General features: G+C 57.6%; 19 protein-coding genes. 2 read left to right on the top strand and 17 right to left on the bottom strand.

The window, feature by feature from the left end:
* Positions 1–32: 32 nt before the first annotated feature.
* The 10 genes from AC1RSM_RS16995 to AC1RSM_RS16950 form a co-directional block, all read right to left on the bottom strand.
* The gene (locus AC1RSM_RS16995) at positions 33–422 is read right to left on the bottom strand and encodes a DMT family transporter (RefSeq protein WP_492933755.1); all 390 of its coding nucleotides are present in this window, start codon (positions 420–422) and stop codon (positions 33–35) included.
* Positions 423–431: 9 nt separating this feature from the next.
* A complete protein-coding gene (locus AC1RSM_RS16990; RefSeq protein ID WP_492933754.1) occupies positions 432–791 on the bottom strand; it encodes an EamA family transporter in 360 nt (119 codons plus the stop codon).
* A complete protein-coding gene (locus AC1RSM_RS16985) occupies positions 788–1,717 on the bottom strand; it encodes an alpha/beta hydrolase (protein WP_492933753.1) in 930 nt (309 codons plus the stop codon). Before AC1RSM_RS16985 ends, AC1RSM_RS16990 begins: the two co-directional genes overlap by 4 nt.
* Complete coding sequence (locus AC1RSM_RS16980) at positions 1,714–2,421, bottom strand: MtnX-like HAD-IB family phosphatase (protein ID WP_492933752.1); 708 nt, start codon at positions 2,419–2,421, stop codon at positions 1,714–1,716. Before AC1RSM_RS16980 ends, AC1RSM_RS16985 begins: the two co-directional genes overlap by 4 nt.
* On the bottom strand, positions 2,414–3,319 hold the full coding sequence (locus AC1RSM_RS16975; protein ID WP_492933751.1) for an efflux RND transporter periplasmic adaptor subunit: 906 nt from the start codon (positions 3,317–3,319) through the stop codon (positions 2,414–2,416). The genes AC1RSM_RS16980 and AC1RSM_RS16975 overlap by 8 nt, the downstream gene beginning before the upstream one ends.
* A 4-nt stretch (positions 3,320–3,323) precedes the next feature.
* Positions 3,324–4,052: an ABC transporter ATP-binding protein gene (locus AC1RSM_RS16970; RefSeq protein ID WP_492933750.1), complete on the bottom strand. Its 729-nt coding sequence runs from the start codon at positions 4,050–4,052 to the stop codon at positions 3,324–3,326.
* A 16-nt stretch (positions 4,053–4,068) separates the two neighbouring features.
* Positions 4,069–5,202 (bottom strand): ABC transporter permease, encoded by a 1,134-nt coding sequence (locus AC1RSM_RS16965; protein WP_492933749.1) that lies wholly within the window; start codon positions 5,200–5,202, stop codon positions 4,069–4,071.
* Positions 5,199–6,584 carry an efflux transporter outer membrane subunit gene (locus tag AC1RSM_RS16960; RefSeq protein WP_492933748.1) on the bottom strand — a complete coding sequence of 462 codons (1,386 nt, stop codon included), beginning with the start codon at positions 6,582–6,584 and terminating at the stop codon, positions 5,199–5,201. The genes AC1RSM_RS16965 and AC1RSM_RS16960 overlap by 4 nt, the downstream gene beginning before the upstream one ends.
* Positions 6,585–6,680: 96 nt before the next feature.
* Positions 6,681–7,841, bottom strand: a complete 1,161-nt coding sequence (locus tag AC1RSM_RS16955) for a sensor histidine kinase (protein WP_492933747.1) — start codon at positions 7,839–7,841, stop codon at positions 6,681–6,683.
* Positions 7,826–8,596, bottom strand: a complete 771-nt coding sequence (locus AC1RSM_RS16950) for a response regulator (protein WP_492933746.1) — start codon at positions 8,594–8,596, stop codon at positions 7,826–7,828. Before AC1RSM_RS16950 ends, AC1RSM_RS16955 begins: the two co-directional genes overlap by 16 nt.
* Before the next feature lie 398 nt (positions 8,597–8,994).
* Between AC1RSM_RS16950 and AC1RSM_RS16945 the strand changes: the two genes are divergently transcribed.
* Both AC1RSM_RS16945 and AC1RSM_RS16940 read left to right on the top strand, forming a co-directional pair.
* Positions 8,995–10,440: a catalase gene (locus AC1RSM_RS16945; RefSeq protein WP_492933745.1), complete on the top strand. Its 1,446-nt coding sequence runs from the start codon at positions 8,995–8,997 to the stop codon at positions 10,438–10,440.
* Between the two features lie 106 nt (positions 10,441–10,546).
* Entirely contained in the window at positions 10,547–10,936 is a 390-nt protein-coding gene (locus AC1RSM_RS16940) for a VOC family protein (RefSeq protein ID WP_492933744.1), read from the top strand.
* Positions 10,937–11,044: 108 nt separating this feature from the next.
* Here AC1RSM_RS16940 and AC1RSM_RS16935 read toward each other — a convergent pair whose 3' ends face one another.
* From AC1RSM_RS16935 to AC1RSM_RS16905, 7 genes are all read right to left on the bottom strand, one after another.
* Positions 11,045–11,200: a hypothetical protein gene (locus AC1RSM_RS16935; RefSeq protein WP_492933743.1), complete on the bottom strand. Its 156-nt coding sequence runs from the start codon at positions 11,198–11,200 to the stop codon at positions 11,045–11,047.
* Between the two features lie 79 nt (positions 11,201–11,279).
* Positions 11,280–11,987 carry a TetR/AcrR family transcriptional regulator gene (locus AC1RSM_RS16930; RefSeq protein WP_492933742.1) on the bottom strand — a complete coding sequence of 236 codons (708 nt, stop codon included), beginning with the start codon at positions 11,985–11,987 and terminating at the stop codon, positions 11,280–11,282.
* 36 nt (positions 11,988–12,023) lie between these two features.
* Positions 12,024–12,890, bottom strand: coding sequence for an oxygenase MpaB family protein (locus AC1RSM_RS16925; RefSeq protein ID WP_492933741.1), 867 nt, complete (start codon positions 12,888–12,890; stop codon positions 12,024–12,026).
* A 23-nt stretch (positions 12,891–12,913) separates the two neighbouring features.
* Positions 12,914–14,122 (bottom strand): FAD-dependent monooxygenase, encoded by a 1,209-nt coding sequence (locus AC1RSM_RS16920; protein WP_492933740.1) that lies wholly within the window; start codon positions 14,120–14,122, stop codon positions 12,914–12,916.
* A gap of 92 nt (positions 14,123–14,214) precedes the next feature.
* Complete coding sequence (locus AC1RSM_RS16915; protein ID WP_492933739.1) at positions 14,215–14,832, bottom strand: isochorismatase family protein; 618 nt, start codon at positions 14,830–14,832, stop codon at positions 14,215–14,217.
* Positions 14,829–15,869: a 2,5-dihydroxypyridine 5,6-dioxygenase NicX family protein gene (locus AC1RSM_RS16910; RefSeq protein WP_492933738.1), complete on the bottom strand. Its 1,041-nt coding sequence runs from the start codon at positions 15,867–15,869 to the stop codon at positions 14,829–14,831. The genes AC1RSM_RS16915 and AC1RSM_RS16910 overlap by 4 nt, the downstream gene beginning before the upstream one ends.
* 19 nt (positions 15,870–15,888) lie before the next feature.
* Positions 15,889–16,722, bottom strand: a complete 834-nt coding sequence (locus AC1RSM_RS16905) for an alpha/beta fold hydrolase (RefSeq protein ID WP_492933737.1) — start codon at positions 16,720–16,722, stop codon at positions 15,889–15,891.

The raw sequence follows: 16,722 nt of genomic DNA, 5'->3' as shown, positions 1-16,722 counted from the left end.
ATGAAGCAGGGCGGTTTTTTGTATGGTCGTATCTAACTACTGTGCTGGCGGGCTTGAGCGGACTCACTTAAGGCCAAGCATACAATCCCGCCCAAAATGAACATTGTGCCCAGGATTTGCGGCCAGCCCACTTGTTCACCAAACAGAAAAGAGGACACCGCCAGCACCGCCACAATCTCCAGATGGGACGCGGCAAAGGCCGGGCCGATAGGGGCGCGCTTCAACAATGTCAGCCAGCAAAAAAAAGTGCCTACGTAACCGATAAAGGCCCCATAAATCCAGGGCTGGCTAAAGACTCGTTCCAGCCAGTCCCAAGAGGCCTGCAAAGGCAGGGCGTGTTGACCGGCCAGCTTGAAACTGATCTGCGCCAAGGTATCAAACGCCAGCAAGACTAAAAACCCGATGATATAAAAACGCCGCACCCTGGCCTCCTAAGCTTTCAAGCCCACAACACCCACCCCAATCGAGACCAGCAAGATCCCCAACACCCGCAGCGGTGTCAGACTTTCCCCGAACAGGATGCGACCAAACAGCATCACAATCACAATGCTGATGGAGCCCATCAATACGCCATCAGACAAAGGCACCAGGGAGAGAAACGCGAGCCACAGCACGAACTCGATCAAGTAGCAGGCAATGCCCACCCACAGCCAAGGCCGGCTGAACATGCGTTTCCAGCGTGCCAAACCCTGTCTGTCGCCGGGATCGGCAGCGGCAGCCTTGAAGGCCAATTGCCCGCCACTATCCACCAGCACATTGCCTATCCATAAGGCCAGAACCAAGCTACTCATGGCAGGGCAACTCCACCCTGCGATGCGACATCAATGGACGCCACAAAATCCACCACTTGCGCAATCACCTGCCTGCGTTCGCGGTCGATCGTAATCATGTGATAACTGTCCTGCAACAGGCACAACTGCACCGGTGCATGGCGCACGCCCTTGACGATTTCATAGGCATTACCCACTGCAGCGATATCGTCGTGCTGAGCATGGATCACCAGGCAGGGCGCACGTACTTGATCCAGATTCTTGCGCACTCGCGCCGACAAGGCATGCAGCTCTATCACCGCCCACCACGGGTTGCCGGGCAAGCCCGCCTGCGCACTATCGCCACTGTTCATCTGGCTGACAATACGGGCCCGCAGGGCTTCATCTTTAATGCCGTAAGGCGGCTGCTCCATGAACACGCGGCGGCGTCCCAGCCCCAAAGCTCGCAGCCAGGGCAATAGAAAAGAGAGCTTGGTATAGGCAGGCATACTCCAGCCGTCATAACGAAAAGTCGGGGACAGGGCCACAACACCGGCAATCTGCTCGGGACGTTGTTGCGCCAGCGCCAAAGCCAGCACCGCCCCCATGGACAAGCCCCCCACAACCACTCTGTCTACGTAACGGCTTAACAAATCGGCACCACGGCAGGTGCTGGCCAACCAATGCTGCCAGGGCGTATCCACCAATTGATCCATGGTCCCGCAATGGCCAGCCAACTGAACGGCATAGACCGTAAAGCCTTGCCGGTTCAAACCCCGGGCCAGCACACGCATTTCATTGGGCGTTCCCGTTAAACCGTGAATTAGCAAGACTCCGGTGCGCGCATGTGCGCCGTGTCCGTAAAGCAGGTACTCGTGGGGCAATAGTTCGGTCGGCTGAGTGCCACGGGCAGACTGCGCTTGTCTTGGCGAACACGGAAAGGCAGAGGCTAAGGCCGCTTCGTTCATGCCAAGGACCTTAGATCAGGCAGATCCAGCAAACGTGGCAACAAGGCAATCGCCTGACTGAAATCGTCAAAAGGGGCATACGCAATACCCTGCTGCTCGCAATAGTCCCGTAAACGTCCCTTGGCCAAGACAAAATCCGCCTTGGCCGCCACACAAAAGTCTGAACTGCCATCCCCGATATACAGCACGCGCTCTGCCTGAGCATGTGCTTGGGACAGATGGCCGCACTTGCAGTTAGCACTGGCGCAATCGGGCCTATGCCAAGGCGTATCCAGACGCCAGCGGCGCGGACCTTGCACTTCCAGACAGTTGGCCAGTACCGGTAAACCGCGCAGTCCTTCACGATTCAACAAGTAGTGAATTGCGTAGTCCAACCCGTCACTGACAATTTGCAAGGGCAGCCCCAAGCCTTTGCTAAGCGACACAAATTGCGCAAAGAAGGGATCAAGGGCCACCTCATCCAGGCAGGCGTGCAGCTGAGCCACGCTCATATCCAGCAAAGCCACCTGACCACACATGCACTCCTGCGAGCCGATCTCGCCACGCTCCCAAGCATCTTCCAAGTCCTGCCAGCCGGGCAGGCCATGGCGTGTCAACAAGGTATCAGCCACATCCTGCAGGCTGATCGTGCCATCAAAATCACACTGAATTCGCCACTGTTCTGCCTGCAGCGGCGCCTGGAAACTGATCACTGTTTCATTCATGGAATATCACCCTGACGTTCTGTCCTACCCGAGCCTGGGCAGGCTCATCAAAAGCCATGACACTCTCCACCACTCGCACCGGGCCGCGCTGAGAGTCCTCTTGCAAACGGCCTTCGCCATAAACCGGGCTGATGCGCAGCACATGCGCCGTGGGTAAGGTGCTCGCCTGCCCACCGCCTTCCGTGTCAAAGACCACCCGGGCTTTCATCCCCACTTTGACCTGTTCGACATAAGCGGCATTCAGCTCCACCCGCAGTTGCAAGGGGCGGGCGGGCAAGAGTGTGGCCACCACTTCACCGGCCTGCACAAAGCTGCCTTGGCGCACATTCAGTTTGACGATCTGTCCGGCCTCGGGGGCTGCCAGTGCAAAACGCGCCAGTTGGGCTTGTTGCTGCTTGCCCTGGGCGCGCGCCAACTCCACTTCTGCCTGGGCAATCTCGACTTCGGTACGGGCTTGCCGCAAGCGCTGCTGGGCTTGCTCCGCCTGTTGGGGCTGAGCAGCACCTGCACGGGCGGCGGTAGCGTAGCGTTGTGCTGCTTGCTGCGCGGCAGGCAAACCCGCCTGGGCGGCGCGCAAACGGGCCTGGGCCAGAGACAAGCGGGCCTGCGCCGTTTCCATCTGAGCAGCTTCAACACCATCACGCAGGCTCAACAAGGCTTGGCCTGCCTGCACGATGTCACCTTCGCGCACGGTCTGCTCAGACACGACACCAGCCACTGGCATGACCAGGTTCAACAAGCCGCCTTCGACCTCTACCTTGCCTCGCGCGACTGCAATATCTCGCAAGCCTGTACTCATCTGCACAGGGGGGACGGCGGGCCTTTCCGAGCACGCTGCCAGCAACATGACAGCGGCCATGACGCCCCAGCGCCAGCGTCGTAATGACGCATTTTTCATCGTTTCACTCCTGTCTATATCCCGGGCTACGCCGATCACTGCGAATAGCGCCATCTTCCATTCCCACCACCCGATCGGCATGGCGCACCACACGCGGGTCATGGCTGACACACAAGACCGTGGCACGGTGTTTCCGTGCAAAGCGGTGCAAGATATCTACAACGCGCTGGCCATTCTCTGCATCCAAAGCACTGGTCGGTTCATCGGCGAACAACAACTGCGGGGATTTGGCGATTGCTCTGGCAATGGCGACCCGCTGTTTTTCCCCGCCCGATAATTGCGCCGGACGCATATGGGCCCGATGCAACAAACCCACCTCCTCCAAAGCCTGGTGCGCCAACTCGGCACTGGTACGGGCATTCATGCCCAAATACCCCAAGGGCAGTTGCACCTGTTCTTGCGCCGTCAGGGCAGGGAACAAGTTAAAGCCCTGAAACACAAAGCCGGTGTGCTGCAAACGAAACTCGTCACGCTCGCTACGGCTCATCTCGGCCAGGTTCTGGCCCAAGGCAAAAGCCTGGCCCTCATCGGGCTGCTGTAATCCCGACAACAAGGCCAGCAAGGTGCTTTTGCCGCAGCCAGACGGGCCGGACACCAGCGTTAACTCGCCTGCATGAACCGCCAAAGACAGGCGATTGAGCACACGCAGCTGTACCAAACCAGTTAAAAAAGACTTGCCCAAGCCCACCGCATTCAAGCTGGGTGCCGCAGCCGGAGTTGCTGACAAGGTCATGGTTTATCCTCCTGAATCAACGCAAGAGCAGGGATGGGTCCGTGCGCCACAAGGCTCGCACCGCCATCACACTGGAGAGCAGAGACATCAAGCCCACCAACACCGCGCAAGCCAGTGCCACCACCGGTGTCATGGCCACGGGGACGTGGTAGAACGCCGCCAGCCCCAAGAGCGCGGAACTGATAAAGGCAGCCAATACCATGCCCATGCCCCCCACCATGCAGGACTGCTCAATCACCACTTTGGCCAAGGCGGCACGGCTGGCACCCAAGGCATTGAGCGTGGCGTATTCACGCGCTGAACTGGCTACGACGGCCGCAAACGACTGGTTGGTAATCACCGCGCCCACCAAACACACAATCAAGGCCATGAACAAGACCGCCATACCCGCGCCGGTATCCAGCAACCAATAGCGCTGGGAACGCGAGGCAAACTGGTCGGCTGTCCAGACCTCAAACGGGCCAAACGCAGTGCTGCCATCGTTGAGCCGGGCTTGAACCTGCTCGGGGGCGGCAAGAGTACGCGCCACATAATAGGTACTGCCCCGTGCGGCAGGATCAGCCTTGATTTCACGTGCCGTATCCACGGAGGCCAACACATTGACGCCGCCCAAGCCCCGCAAGCCGCGCAGCAAACCCACCACCCGTACCGCAGAGCCATTTATCCAGGCGCGGCTGACATCCCGCCCCAGCCCCAATGTCTGCAAATCGGCCTCATCCACGATGACGGCACCCGGCTCTCGCAGACGGGCACGCATTTCCGGGCTGAGCAACTGGTCGAACATCAATGCCCCATCACTGACGGAAATGCCGGACAGATACACCGATACGCTGCCGCTATTACCGGCTTGAGCACGCCAGTCGCCGTCTACCCACTCGAAAGGCTCCACTGCCTCCACGTCCGGGTCCAGTAACAAGTGCATAGCGACATCAGGGTCCACGGGCTGCCCGAAGTTCACACTTTGTGTACCGGGGTAGCCCGCCCACAGATTGGCCGAGGACGCTTTCACGTAGATAGCAGCAGTCCCAAAAATACCCAGGACCAAGGCGGCCTGAGCCACCAGCATCAGCCCCGAAAAGCCCACGGCCAGCACCACAGGCACAAAACGCCGCCATTCATAAACCAGGGTTTTACGCGCCAGTGCAATCATGGTTCTTGCTCGTCCGGCAAAGGGGCACCGCCCAGCGCCTTGTACAAAGCCACGAAGGCCAGGGCTCGGCTGTCCTGTGCCAGTTCCAGGTCTGCCTGCGCCTTCAGGCTGGCACGCCGCGACTGCACAAGCTCAAGCTCGCTGGACAGGCCCAAGCCCACCAAGGTCTGTTGACGCGTCTGCCCTTGCTCCAAAATTCGGCGGGACTGTTGCAAGGTCTGAATCCGGCTTTGTTGGTTCACCAAGGCCGCCAGCGCTTGCTCAACCTCGGACACCGCCGATACCACGGATTTGCGATATCCCAGCAACGCTGCATCCAACTCCCGTTCGCTGGCGCGTACTCGTGCACGCCGTGCGCCCCAGTCCCACAAGGGGATATCCAGCATGGGGCCGATTGACGGCACCGAGTCCGTGCTGGTGCGCATATTGCGTGTGATGTTGTAGGAATACAGGATGGAGCCGCCCAGGCGCAGACGTGGATACAAGGCCGAACGCGCCACCCCTAGCTGGGCGGCCGCCTGCAGAACTTCGGCCTGCGCCATGCTGATATCCGGGCGTATGCGCAGCAAGTCGGCCGGCACCTGAGTCAAGGTAAATGCTTGGGGTAAACGGGCTTGAGCAGACACCCCCCATAAGGGATCAGGGCGAGAGCGCCCGAGCAGCAAAGCCAAGGCACGTGCCGCACGATCTGCCCGGTCCTGCATATTCAGAAATTGTTCTCGTGTCTGCGCCTGCGTCAGACGGGCCTGCTCTACGGCTTCGTATTGCCCCAGATGTGTTTGCACCCGCACTTGCGCCAATGACAGGGTGCGCTCATCCAGCGCTGCCGTGTTTTCCAGCAAGGCCATTTGCCGGTGAGCCTGCGCCAGATCCATATAATTGCGCACCACCGCGGCCACTACCGCCACCCTCATGCTCTGCAAATCCGCCTGTGCATAGCCCAGGTCCGCCATTGCCTTGAGACGGGCATTTTCCATTGCACCAAACAGGCCCAGTTCCCACACCATGTCCAAACTGGCATGAAAATAAGAGTCCTGTGCAGACGCATCCTGCACCGGGTGTGCATCAGCACTGAGGGCGGGCAGAAACTGGCTACTCCAGCGCTCTGTAATTTGCCGCTCGCCTTGTACCCGGCTGAACATTTGCGCCAAATCCAGATTTTCTGCCAGCGCTTCCTGCACTAAAGCATCCAGCTGCGGGTCGCCCAGCACATGCCACCAGGCACGCAGCTCCACAGGCGGGCCGTCGCTAGCCGGCTGCTTGTCCCAGGCCAGCTCAGTGCCACGCGGCAGATCGGGCACGATAGGTGCAAAGCAGCCCGACAGTAAGGCGGCACATATAAGCGCTGGAAGAAAACGAAGAAGGGACAACAGAGCAGCCACTCCCAATGACGAAAGATGAGATGGCTACAGCATGCACGGGCCACATTGCGTGGCCGTGCATAAATGATGGAGGAATGATGGAGATTGAAAAGCGGCTTAAGCGGCCGCCTGGCGACTGAGCAAAGGAAAGCGGATCTGTACGCAAGCACCGCCCCGGCTGGATACGCCGACCGTGACGCTGCCACCTTGCTGCTCGACCAGCGCTTGCACAATGGACAAGCCCAGCCCCGACGCATGCCGCTTGGTGCCGGGCTCCTGAGCAAACCGTTCGAAAGGCCGGTTACGCATGGACTCGGGCAGACCCGGCCCGGCATCGCTAATTGCCAAGGTCACATGCTTATCCTTCACTTCCAGCGAAATCCCGACCCAGCGCCCATTCGCTGCATACCGCAGGCAATTTTCCAGCAAATTGCCAATAATTTGCCGCAAGCGATCCGGATCAACCAGCACAAATGCCGGCTCGTCAGGCAAATCGGCATCCAGTTCGAAGCCTTTTTCTTCCAAGCGGGCATCGAAACGGGCCAGTTCTTCCGTCACCAAAGGCACCAGATCCAGCTGCTCGCAATACAAAGACAATCGACCGGCCGAGGCCAGGGAAATCGTGTGCAGGTCACTGACTAAACGGCCCAGGTGCAAGGATTGCTGCAACAAGCCGTGCATTTCCTGCTCACTACCGGGAATCACGCCATCCACAATCGCATGCAAGCGAGCACTTAACACCGCCAAAGGAGTGCGCAGCTCGTGCGACAAGGACGCCACTGTCATTCGGCGCTCGCGGTCCAGTGCTTCCAGCGAGTCAATCATGTGATTGAAATCGCGCACCATTTCAGCCATTTCACCTCTAGCCTGACCTTCGTGCGCGCGCACGGTAAAGTCTCCCACCGCCACCCGATTCGCTGCTTCAGCCATGGACTCCAGCGGTTGCATCACCCGCCGCGACACCCAAAAGCCGGATACGAGGCCAAAGGGCAAGCCCACCATCAAGGTAAACAGCAGCGTCAGATATTCGCGTGTCCAGGGATCGCCTTGCCAGTACTCGCCATAAATTTGCATGGCACGCGGGCCTTCTTCCAACCCCTGTGCGGTGAGCTGGTCGTATTCCAGGCGAATTTCAGTGGGTAAGGAGCGGTAAAAGCGATCTTCCTCGTAGCGCCAGAATGCCAATTGTGTAATGGCTAGTACGGCCAGCGTCACGACAATCGCAATGGCGACCGCCAGGCCAAAACGTACCCAGATACGGTCTAGTATTCGCGCCATAAGCGGTAGCCCACTCCACGTACCGCTTCCACCAGTTCGCCTTGGCCCACAACCTGCAATTTGCGTCGTAACTTGGAGATATGGGAGTCAATGACCCGCTCCATCGCATTGCTCTCCGGCAAGCACTGTTCGATCAGGTAATTACGGGAAAAGCAGCGGCGCGGCTGGGCGGCCAGGCAGGCCAGCAAACGAAACTCCGTAACGGTCAAAGGCAAGGGGACCACCCGGTCGCCTTCCACATGCACCAGGGCCACATGATCCTGCTCGTCAATTTCCAGACTGCCCACGCGAATGCGGGTGCTGGGGGCCACTGCGCCGGTGCGGCGCAACACTGCCCGCACCCGTGCCACGACTTCAGCCGGGTTAAAAGGCTTGATCACATAATCGTCCGCACCCAGACGCAGGCCAAGCAGCTTGTCCACATCATCAGCCAGGGCGGTCACCAAAATCACCGGCGTCTGACCCGCATTGCGGATGGAGCGCAGTACATCCAGACCGTCTACGCCGGGCAGATGAATATCCAGCAGGACCATGTCCGGGCGCAGATCCCGAAACAGCTGCAAGGCTTGAAAGCCATCACCAGCAATTGCCGTGCGCAAGCCGTCCCGACGCAAGTACGCATCGAGCACGGACGCAATATCAGGTTCGTCTTCAACAACCAGCACCAGCTTTTGAATCGTGTTATCGCGGTTGGAAGTGGCTTGTGAAGAGGGGTCGCCAAAGGAATGGCCACCGGCTTTGATGGGCAAGCTCATAAATTATCGTTGTCCTAAACCCTGCTAGGCGATGCCCCGGATCGGGAGCAAAAGGCTTGAAAACGGGCGCTCTACACACGGCCCATTCAGTACACCACAGTACGCCGCAGACGGCTGGATGGATAATACACCTGCCGGAAATGCTCTGTCCAACGGCGCTAAGGGCCCGAATTTGTGAGCATTTATTGATTTTTTCGAGGTGAAAGTGGCAGGAACGTCATACGCAGCGTTTCTACTTACCGCTATGATCGGAAGGAAAACTGACGTTATAGCAAAAAGCTATGCCTCCGCTAAAATCATTTGATTTAACTATTTACACCAAGGCAAGTAGACTGATCTCAACTTCTTAAAAACGACCCGCCTCCCCCGGATTCGGGTCAGCTTCCACGGAGAACACAATGAGCAACAAAACCCTGACGACCGCCGCCGGCCGCCCTGTCGAGGAGAACCAGAACTCCATGACGGCTGGACCTCGCGGTCCTGTCCTGATGCAGGATTACTGGTTACTGGAGAAGCTGGCCCACTTCGATCGCGAACGCATCCCGGAACGCGTGGTACATGCCAAAGGGTCGGGCGCATTCGGTACCTTTACGGTGACGCACGATATCAGTCAGTACAGCATGGCCAAGGTCTTTAAGCCTGGTAGCAGCACCCCCGTTTTCTTACGTTTTTCCACCGTAGCTGGTGAAGCAGGAGCCGCCGATGCAGAACGCGACGTTCGAGGATTCGCCCTTAAGTTCTATACCGAAGACGGAAACTGGGACCTGGTGGGCAATAACACTCCTGTCTTCTTTATACGGGATCCACTGAAGTTCCCCGACTTCATCCATACCCAAAAACGCGACCCGCGCAGCCACCTGCGCAATATGAGCGCGGCCTGGGATTTCTGGTCCCTGTCGCCCGAGTCTTTGCATCAGGTCACCATCTTGATGAGCGACCGCGGCTTGCCCTGTAACCTGCGTCAACAGCACGGCTTTGGTTCGCATACCTACAGCCTGATCAACGACAAAGGCCAGCGTCACTGGGTGAAGTTCCACTTCAAATCGCAGCAAGGCATTGCCAACTACACCAATGCAGAAGCCGCAGCCGTGGTCGGTCAAGACCGCGAAAGCTCGCAGCGCGATCTGTACGAGAACATCGAAAAGGGCAACTTCCCACGCTGGGCGCTGCGTATCCAGATCATGACTGAAGAGCAGGCCCGCAGTTACCACATCAACCCCTTTGACGTGACCAAAGTCTGGCCGCATGGCGACTTCCCGCTGATTGATGTGGGCATGCTGGAATTGAACGAGAACCCCAGCAACTACTTCGCCCAAGTTGAACAAGCCGCCTTTACCCCGGCCAACCTGGTGCCCGGTATCGGCCACTCGCCAGACCGCATGCTGCAAGGCCGTATCTTTTCTTACGGCGATACCCAGCGCTACCGCTTGGGCGTGAACCACGGCCTGTTGCCCGTCAATGCACCGCGTTGCCCGTTCCAGAACAGCTATCACCGCGACGGCGCCATGCGCATGGGTGACAATGCTGGCGGCACCATCAACTACGAGCCCAACAGCCAGGGTGAATGGCAGCAGGCTCCTCGTAGTGAACCGCCTCTGGCGCTGGACGGCCAGCCTGCAGATCATTGGGATCACCGTGTGGATGATGATTACTACACGCAGCCCGGCAATCTGTTCCGCCTGTTCAACGACGAGGAAAAACAGCGCCTGTTCAGCAATATTGCCGACGCCATGGCCGGTGTTCCCCAAGAGATCATCGAACGCCAGCTGGGCCACTTCAGCAAAGCTGACCCCGCCTACGGTGCTGGGGTAAAAGCAGAACTGAGCAAACGCGGTCAGCTTTAAACCCTGACCGGGCTTTTTAAGCCTTAAAAGGATCGGCCTCCCCATCTACAATCGGGAGGCCGATTTGCTTTAGCACTGGCACTGCACCTACCACCGAGCCCACCACATGAAATTTGGCTACACGATTATCTACGTTCCCGATGTCGGCCAGGCACTGGACTACTTCAACCGTGCTTTTGGTCTACCCACCAAAATGCTGCACGAAACCGGACTGTACGGCGAACTGGATACCGGCCAAACCACCTTGTCCTTTGCAGGGGAAATGCTGGCCTACATGAACTACCCCAAAGGCCATTTGTCCCCCCACGCCTCGGACGTGCCCTTGGCCATTGAAATCGCCCTGGTCTGCGACGATGTGCCTGCGGCCCATGCTCGGGCAATCGCAGAAGGTGGCACGGAACTGGCTCCCCCCCAAGAAAAGCCTTGGGGTCAAGTGGTGTCTTATGTACAAACCCCCGAGCGCATCGTGGTGGAGTTGTGTACGCCCGTTAAATAAGGCGGCAGGGCGGGCCTATGCTGCCCGCCTACGCCTTGTGTCGGCTTGCCCGCTTCCTAGCCGGGGGCGGTCCATACACCAGGCGCCAGCCCAACCAGAAGCGAGGGGCTAAAACCAGTACTTGGGCCAAGCCTTCTTGTGACCCACGTTATTGATCAACAGGGCAATCACCCCCCCCACCAAACTGGCAATGAAATGCCCATCAATGACGCAGTTAACAAAAACGCCAGCATAATTTGCTGGCGTTTTTGTTAACTGCGTCATTGTCTGATCGTCATTTCAAAGCAGGGCGCTTAGCCATGTTTATAGGCTTTCAAGCGCTACGAAAATCGCACGATTCAGCTTAGGGCTTGGCGGGCAAAACAACGGGTGCTGCCAGCAAACCAGCGGACACAAAGGCGATGATTTGCTCAAGAATCTCATCGGTATTGTTGGGATCACAAATGCCTGGGGCCAACTCTTCCAGCCGGTGTGTGTCCGAAAAGGCGTACATATAAGCGCCAATCATCAGCACCATGCGCCAATACACATCTTTGGCCTGCAGCTCGGGCAGAATTTCTTCCAGAATGTGCACGTAAGCCCGCGTCGAGCCATCGTAGGCTTCATTACGCAGCTTGTAGGAGATCTCGGCAGGCTCAGTGTGCAAGCGTGCTTGCAGCCGCAAAAACCGCCGGCCTCCCGGTGTTTCCCGTAGGGCAATCGTAGGAGCTAAAAAGGCCCGCACGACATCATCCACCAGGATCTTGTCATCCTTGTCTCGCAACGCACTCAAACGCCGCAAACGCTCATCAGAAATGGTTTTACCGCGGCGGATAAACACCGCTTCAAACAGACCGTACTTGGACCCGAAGTAATAATTAATCAGGGCCTGAGTGACAGCCGCTTTTTGAGCTATCACGCGCAAGGTGGTACCGGCGTAGCCTGTTTCGGAAAACTCTTCCTCGGCAGCGTCCAGAATCCGCTCTGACGTGTTGTCACCTACCCCCTCGGGGCGTCCGGGCTTATCCCGTTTGACCCAAGAGCTATCCGACGACAAAGTTACACGGCCCATATTCGCCTCAAAATTTGATTCATACCCATCTACACGCTAAGCGAGCCTTTCTACGCGACGTCGTGCCCGATGCACCGATCCATTGCGTGTAGCCCAACGCAAAACCGAGGCAACGCTGTTTACAAACCGGCGGCGCCACCATACGGACACAGCGCTGGGCCTATGTTCAAAACAGGCTTGCGCCCACTTAGGCAAAGTATCCAGCGCCGCGAGCAAAAACACCTTGGCAACCCATGCCTTTGCGCCCCGGAACAAGGTATGCGATGACATTAAAATTGTAGCCACTTCCCGAGTCCGCGCATCCACCCGTAATTGCGTCGCTGGTTGAGCAAATAATGCTCTCAAGGCTGACGCATCCATCACCAGACCATCTGCCCCCAGCATCACTGCCACCTTCGAATACTGCGCCACATACCGATCCTGTTGCTCGGGAGCCAGCTTGGCGTTACGCCAGCGCATATGGGACTCCAGAAAACAATAGGCCTGCGTGTGATGCACCCAGCGCAGCAACTCCGGATCGTTGGCGTCGTAGGGTGTGCCGTCGGGCAAGACGCCATGCACATGTTCATGCACCCGCCGCACCAAAGCAATACAGCGCTCTGCCTGCTCCGTTCCTGCATAACTGACAGCCGATATGAACTGCGCGGTTCGACTGAGCCGTCCCTGCATATCCTGCCGAAAGCTGGAATGATCCCAGACACCCGCCAATACACGCGGGTCCAGCATCTGCAAACACAATGCAGCAATTCCACCCAGCATCATAGAGGTAAAGTCCGCGTGAACTTCCCACACAGCAGATTGTGGGCCAAACAAACCAGGGTCGCCCGGTGGCATGGTGAAATCCACCGGACTGCCTTGCAGACCGGTGATGAGGTGAATCTGGTTTTCAACATACTGACGCAAGACGCTTCCCCCGGCCCCACCCATTAAACCTGTAATGCTTTAGGCTGAAAATCAGTAGCATTATATGAATAAACCCAGTCCGTCTTGATGCCGCCGGCATGTGGATTTTTCTTTTGCTGTTCGCGATATTCGGCATCCCGCTTGGCTTTAGCCTGAGCGTCAGACAAGTGATACGTGCGGCCCCGCTCACGCGCTTCAAGTTGTACCCGGCTGGTACGTGGCAAGCGCTCTGCCTCGTAAAGCGACAAAGCCGTACTCAGATCATCAGGCAAAGCCGCCAAGGCAACAGCCAAGACATACGCATCTTCGATGGCCATGGCGGCGCCTTGGGACAGGAAGGGCAGCATAGGGTGGGCCGCGTCCCCCAGCAGCGTGACACGGCCTTCAGACCATTTGCTCATCGGGTCGCGATCAAACAGGCCCCAGCGATACACATCCGTCACGCGCTCGAACAATTTGACGATATTGGGATGCCAGTCTTTGAAGTCTTGCAGCATTTCCTGCTGGGTGCTGCGGGCGTTCCAGGACTCCTCGACCCAACTGGCGGTTTCATTCACCGCCACAATATTGACCGCTTTGCCGCCATTAACGTAGTAGGTCACGACATGGCTCTTGGGCCCTAACCAGAAGGAGGATTCGGGGGCCACAAAATCGGGCATTTCATCAAACGGCACAACGGCCCGATAGCACATATTGCCGGTAAATTTAGGCTCCTCTTCGCCAAAAATGGCACGACGTATCTCCGAGCGCACGCCGTCCGCCCCAACAATCAAATCCGCTTCAAAACAAGACCCGTCAGCAAAATGCGCCACCGCTTTTCCTTCTTGCTGTGTGACGCCCGTGCACTGCGCGTTGAACGTCACCTGCGTGGTATTTAGCAGTTCAGTCAGCAAATGGTGCAGGTCAGCGCGATGCACATGAAAGAACTCCGCCCCATACAGTTGCGGGCAATCGCTCTTTAAAGGAATGCGAAAGCTTTCCTCTGCAGTGGACCAATCCCGTCCTACCAAGGCCTCGGGCAAAAAGCCGACCTTGGCCAAGGCCTCGTGAGCGCCCAACGCCTTGAGGACCTTAACGGCGTTCGGCGTCATCTGAATGCCCGCGCCCACCTCTCCGAAGGCTGCTGCACGCTCGAATAAATGCACTTCTATTCCGCGCTGCTCCAAAGCAGCCGCCAAGGTCACCCCACCGATACCACCGCCAATGACGCCAACTTTCAATGTCTTGTTCATGCTGTACATCCTCGGTGTCCTAACTACAAAAGCCCAGACACCACAAATTAATTAAACAAATAAATAATAAAGAAGCCAAAAAATGCAGGGGCTTACGTCAACAAACGAGGACGCAAACTTGAATAAGCCTGAACCTCCCCGTATTTTTGTTGAATATCAAACAGGCTGGCCTCGTGCGGCGCCTGAGCTCGATCCCCGACACAATCAGCCAAAACAAAAGGGCGTAAACCGCAGGACATGGCATCCACCGCCGACGCACGCACACATCCGCTGGTCGTTGCGCCTGCAATCAGCAGGGTCTGAACCGCCCGCTCAGCCAACCAAGCAGCCAAAGCCGTCCCAAAGAAAGCGGATGGCACCGTTTTACGTACCACTAGCTCACCGGGAGCAGGTTGAAGCGCGTCCACAATGGCGCTGGCCGGGTTGTCTTCGCGCAGTTGCACCAAACCAGGAACTTTCAGGCCAAACACATTTCTATCGGCACTGTCATCGGCAAAGACGATTCTGCTGTGCGCCACCGGCCAGTGCTGCGCACGCGCATCGGCTAAGACAGTACGAGTCTGCTCTATCGCCTCCAGAATATTCCCGCCCCCAAAGGCCTGCGGGTCTGCAAAACCGTTAACGAAGTCCACAATCAGCAGGCCCACTTGTCCAAGAGGTTCCAAGCGCTGCCCGAAGCCTTGTTGCTCATAAACGCTCTGGCTGCTCATGCCAGTTCCTTAACCAATTTGCCCTCTCGCACCGCCTCGCGGCCATCGACAGTCACGGTGCAAGACCGCAGCGGAATATCAATATGGCAGGCTGTGGTTCGATCGCCCCCCACTTCATTATTCGGGCCAAAAGAAAACAGGAAGTTGCCTGCATAGGCCCGAGCGTCCATGCCCAAGGTCTGCTCCTTATCGTAGAGGCCCAGCGTTGACCAGCGTGCCCGTGGCTGCAAGCCCCAACCTACGTGGGACATGGCATAGGCTTCAGGATCTCCGAACGATTCCATGTAGTCGCGCAGCAGCTCGGCATCCAAGCCGCCTTCAATCGAGGTCACAAAACCCTTTTCGACCGTCATGATGATGGGGTCCGCCGCATAGGACTTCATCGGCAGCAAAATATCCCCGCGATCAATCACAATGCGTCCATGTGCCTGATGCTCGTTGGGCCAGGTCAAGATAAAGCCGCTGGGCCAGTGATCCCACCGTCCCGGTTCATCGACAAAGCCGTATTCCTTCATGACCGGATATTCACCCAAAGGCATCACCAAGTCCGTCCCCGCCTTGGACGTGGCCCGCATTTCACGAGCCCCGTTCAGCCACATTGCCGAGCGCTCAACACGCTCTTTATCCTGCAGGGACGGCACCATGCGCACCAGCACCTCGGGCGGCTCGGCAGCCAACAAAATTTTGGTACCGGACTTCAGGATTTCATGCTGCTCGGGTGAGAACAGCAAAGTCATCAAATCCAGCACCAGATCACTGGCCTTAAGGGCAGCAATCGCTGCCGGGTTATCAGTCAGCGGCGTAGTACCCAGGTAAGCCAACAGGTCACGGCTCAATGACTTTTCAGCATTTACCGGTAGCAAGTCCACTTGCATCTGCGTGGCACCCAAAGCGGCTACCGCCAGCTTGGCCGTGGCCAGGGTTTGGGGGTGAGTATTCAGACTGGTCAGAATGGTTACCGTCTGACCTGCCTTAACTCCAGAAAGGGTCAGCACCTCATTCCAGGCCTGCACCATTTGATGATCCGCTACAGCCATCTTCTTCTCCTGTTTCTTATTAAAAGGTGACGCCAAGGAAGGTGCCAAGCGCACGGTAAAAGTCTTCCTCGTCATCCCAGGGAATCATGTGCCCGGCGCCTGGCACCCGCAAAATCTTCAAATCGGGTTTCAGTGACTGAGCCTCCTGGATGTCCTCCTCATGAATGACATCGCCTTTACCAGCCACCATCAGGGCCACCCGCCAGCCATCAAGCTGCTTGAAGTCAGGAAAGGCATCGTCGGTATGAAACCACTCATAGCTGTCTGTCACTGCACGCACATCGCAGGTATGCAGCCACTGCGCACGCAGCCATAGCTGCTCCTTTGTCCAGGTCGGGCAGAATTGACGCATCTGCTCAGCGCTCATGCCTTTTTGGGCCTGTGCAATGGACTCGGTGTACCAGGCTATTTTTGATGGGTAAGGGCGTCGTCCCGGACCCGACACTGGCGGATCTACCAGCACCATGGCCGCGGCTTTATCCAAGCCTCGAGCAGCGGCACGCATCAAAATGCGCGCCCCCATGGAATGCCCCACATAAATGGGGGATTCAAGTGCAAGCCTGCGGGCAAACTGGACCAGATCATCCGCGCAGGCATTCACGCCATAATCCAGTTCTGCCCCCGACTGAGAAAGCCCGCGACCACGCACGTCCAGCACATACACATCAAAGTGTTGCGCCAGGCGCTCTGCCACAAATCCCCAAGTAGGAGCAGGGCTGGTGATACCCGGCACCAGTACCAGGGCAGGGCCCGGACCGGCGTAGCGCAAGTAATGCTGACGTATCCCATTGGCATTGACATGGCCGCCATAGCTCAGCCGGGACTGAGCGCCCATCGTATCGCTCGTATCCAT

It is taken from the genome of Alcaligenes sp. GW821-FHT11D07, assembly GCF_058808495.1.
Note: the sequence above shows the minus strand (reverse complement) of the source record. Positions and strands in the feature narration are given on the sequence as shown.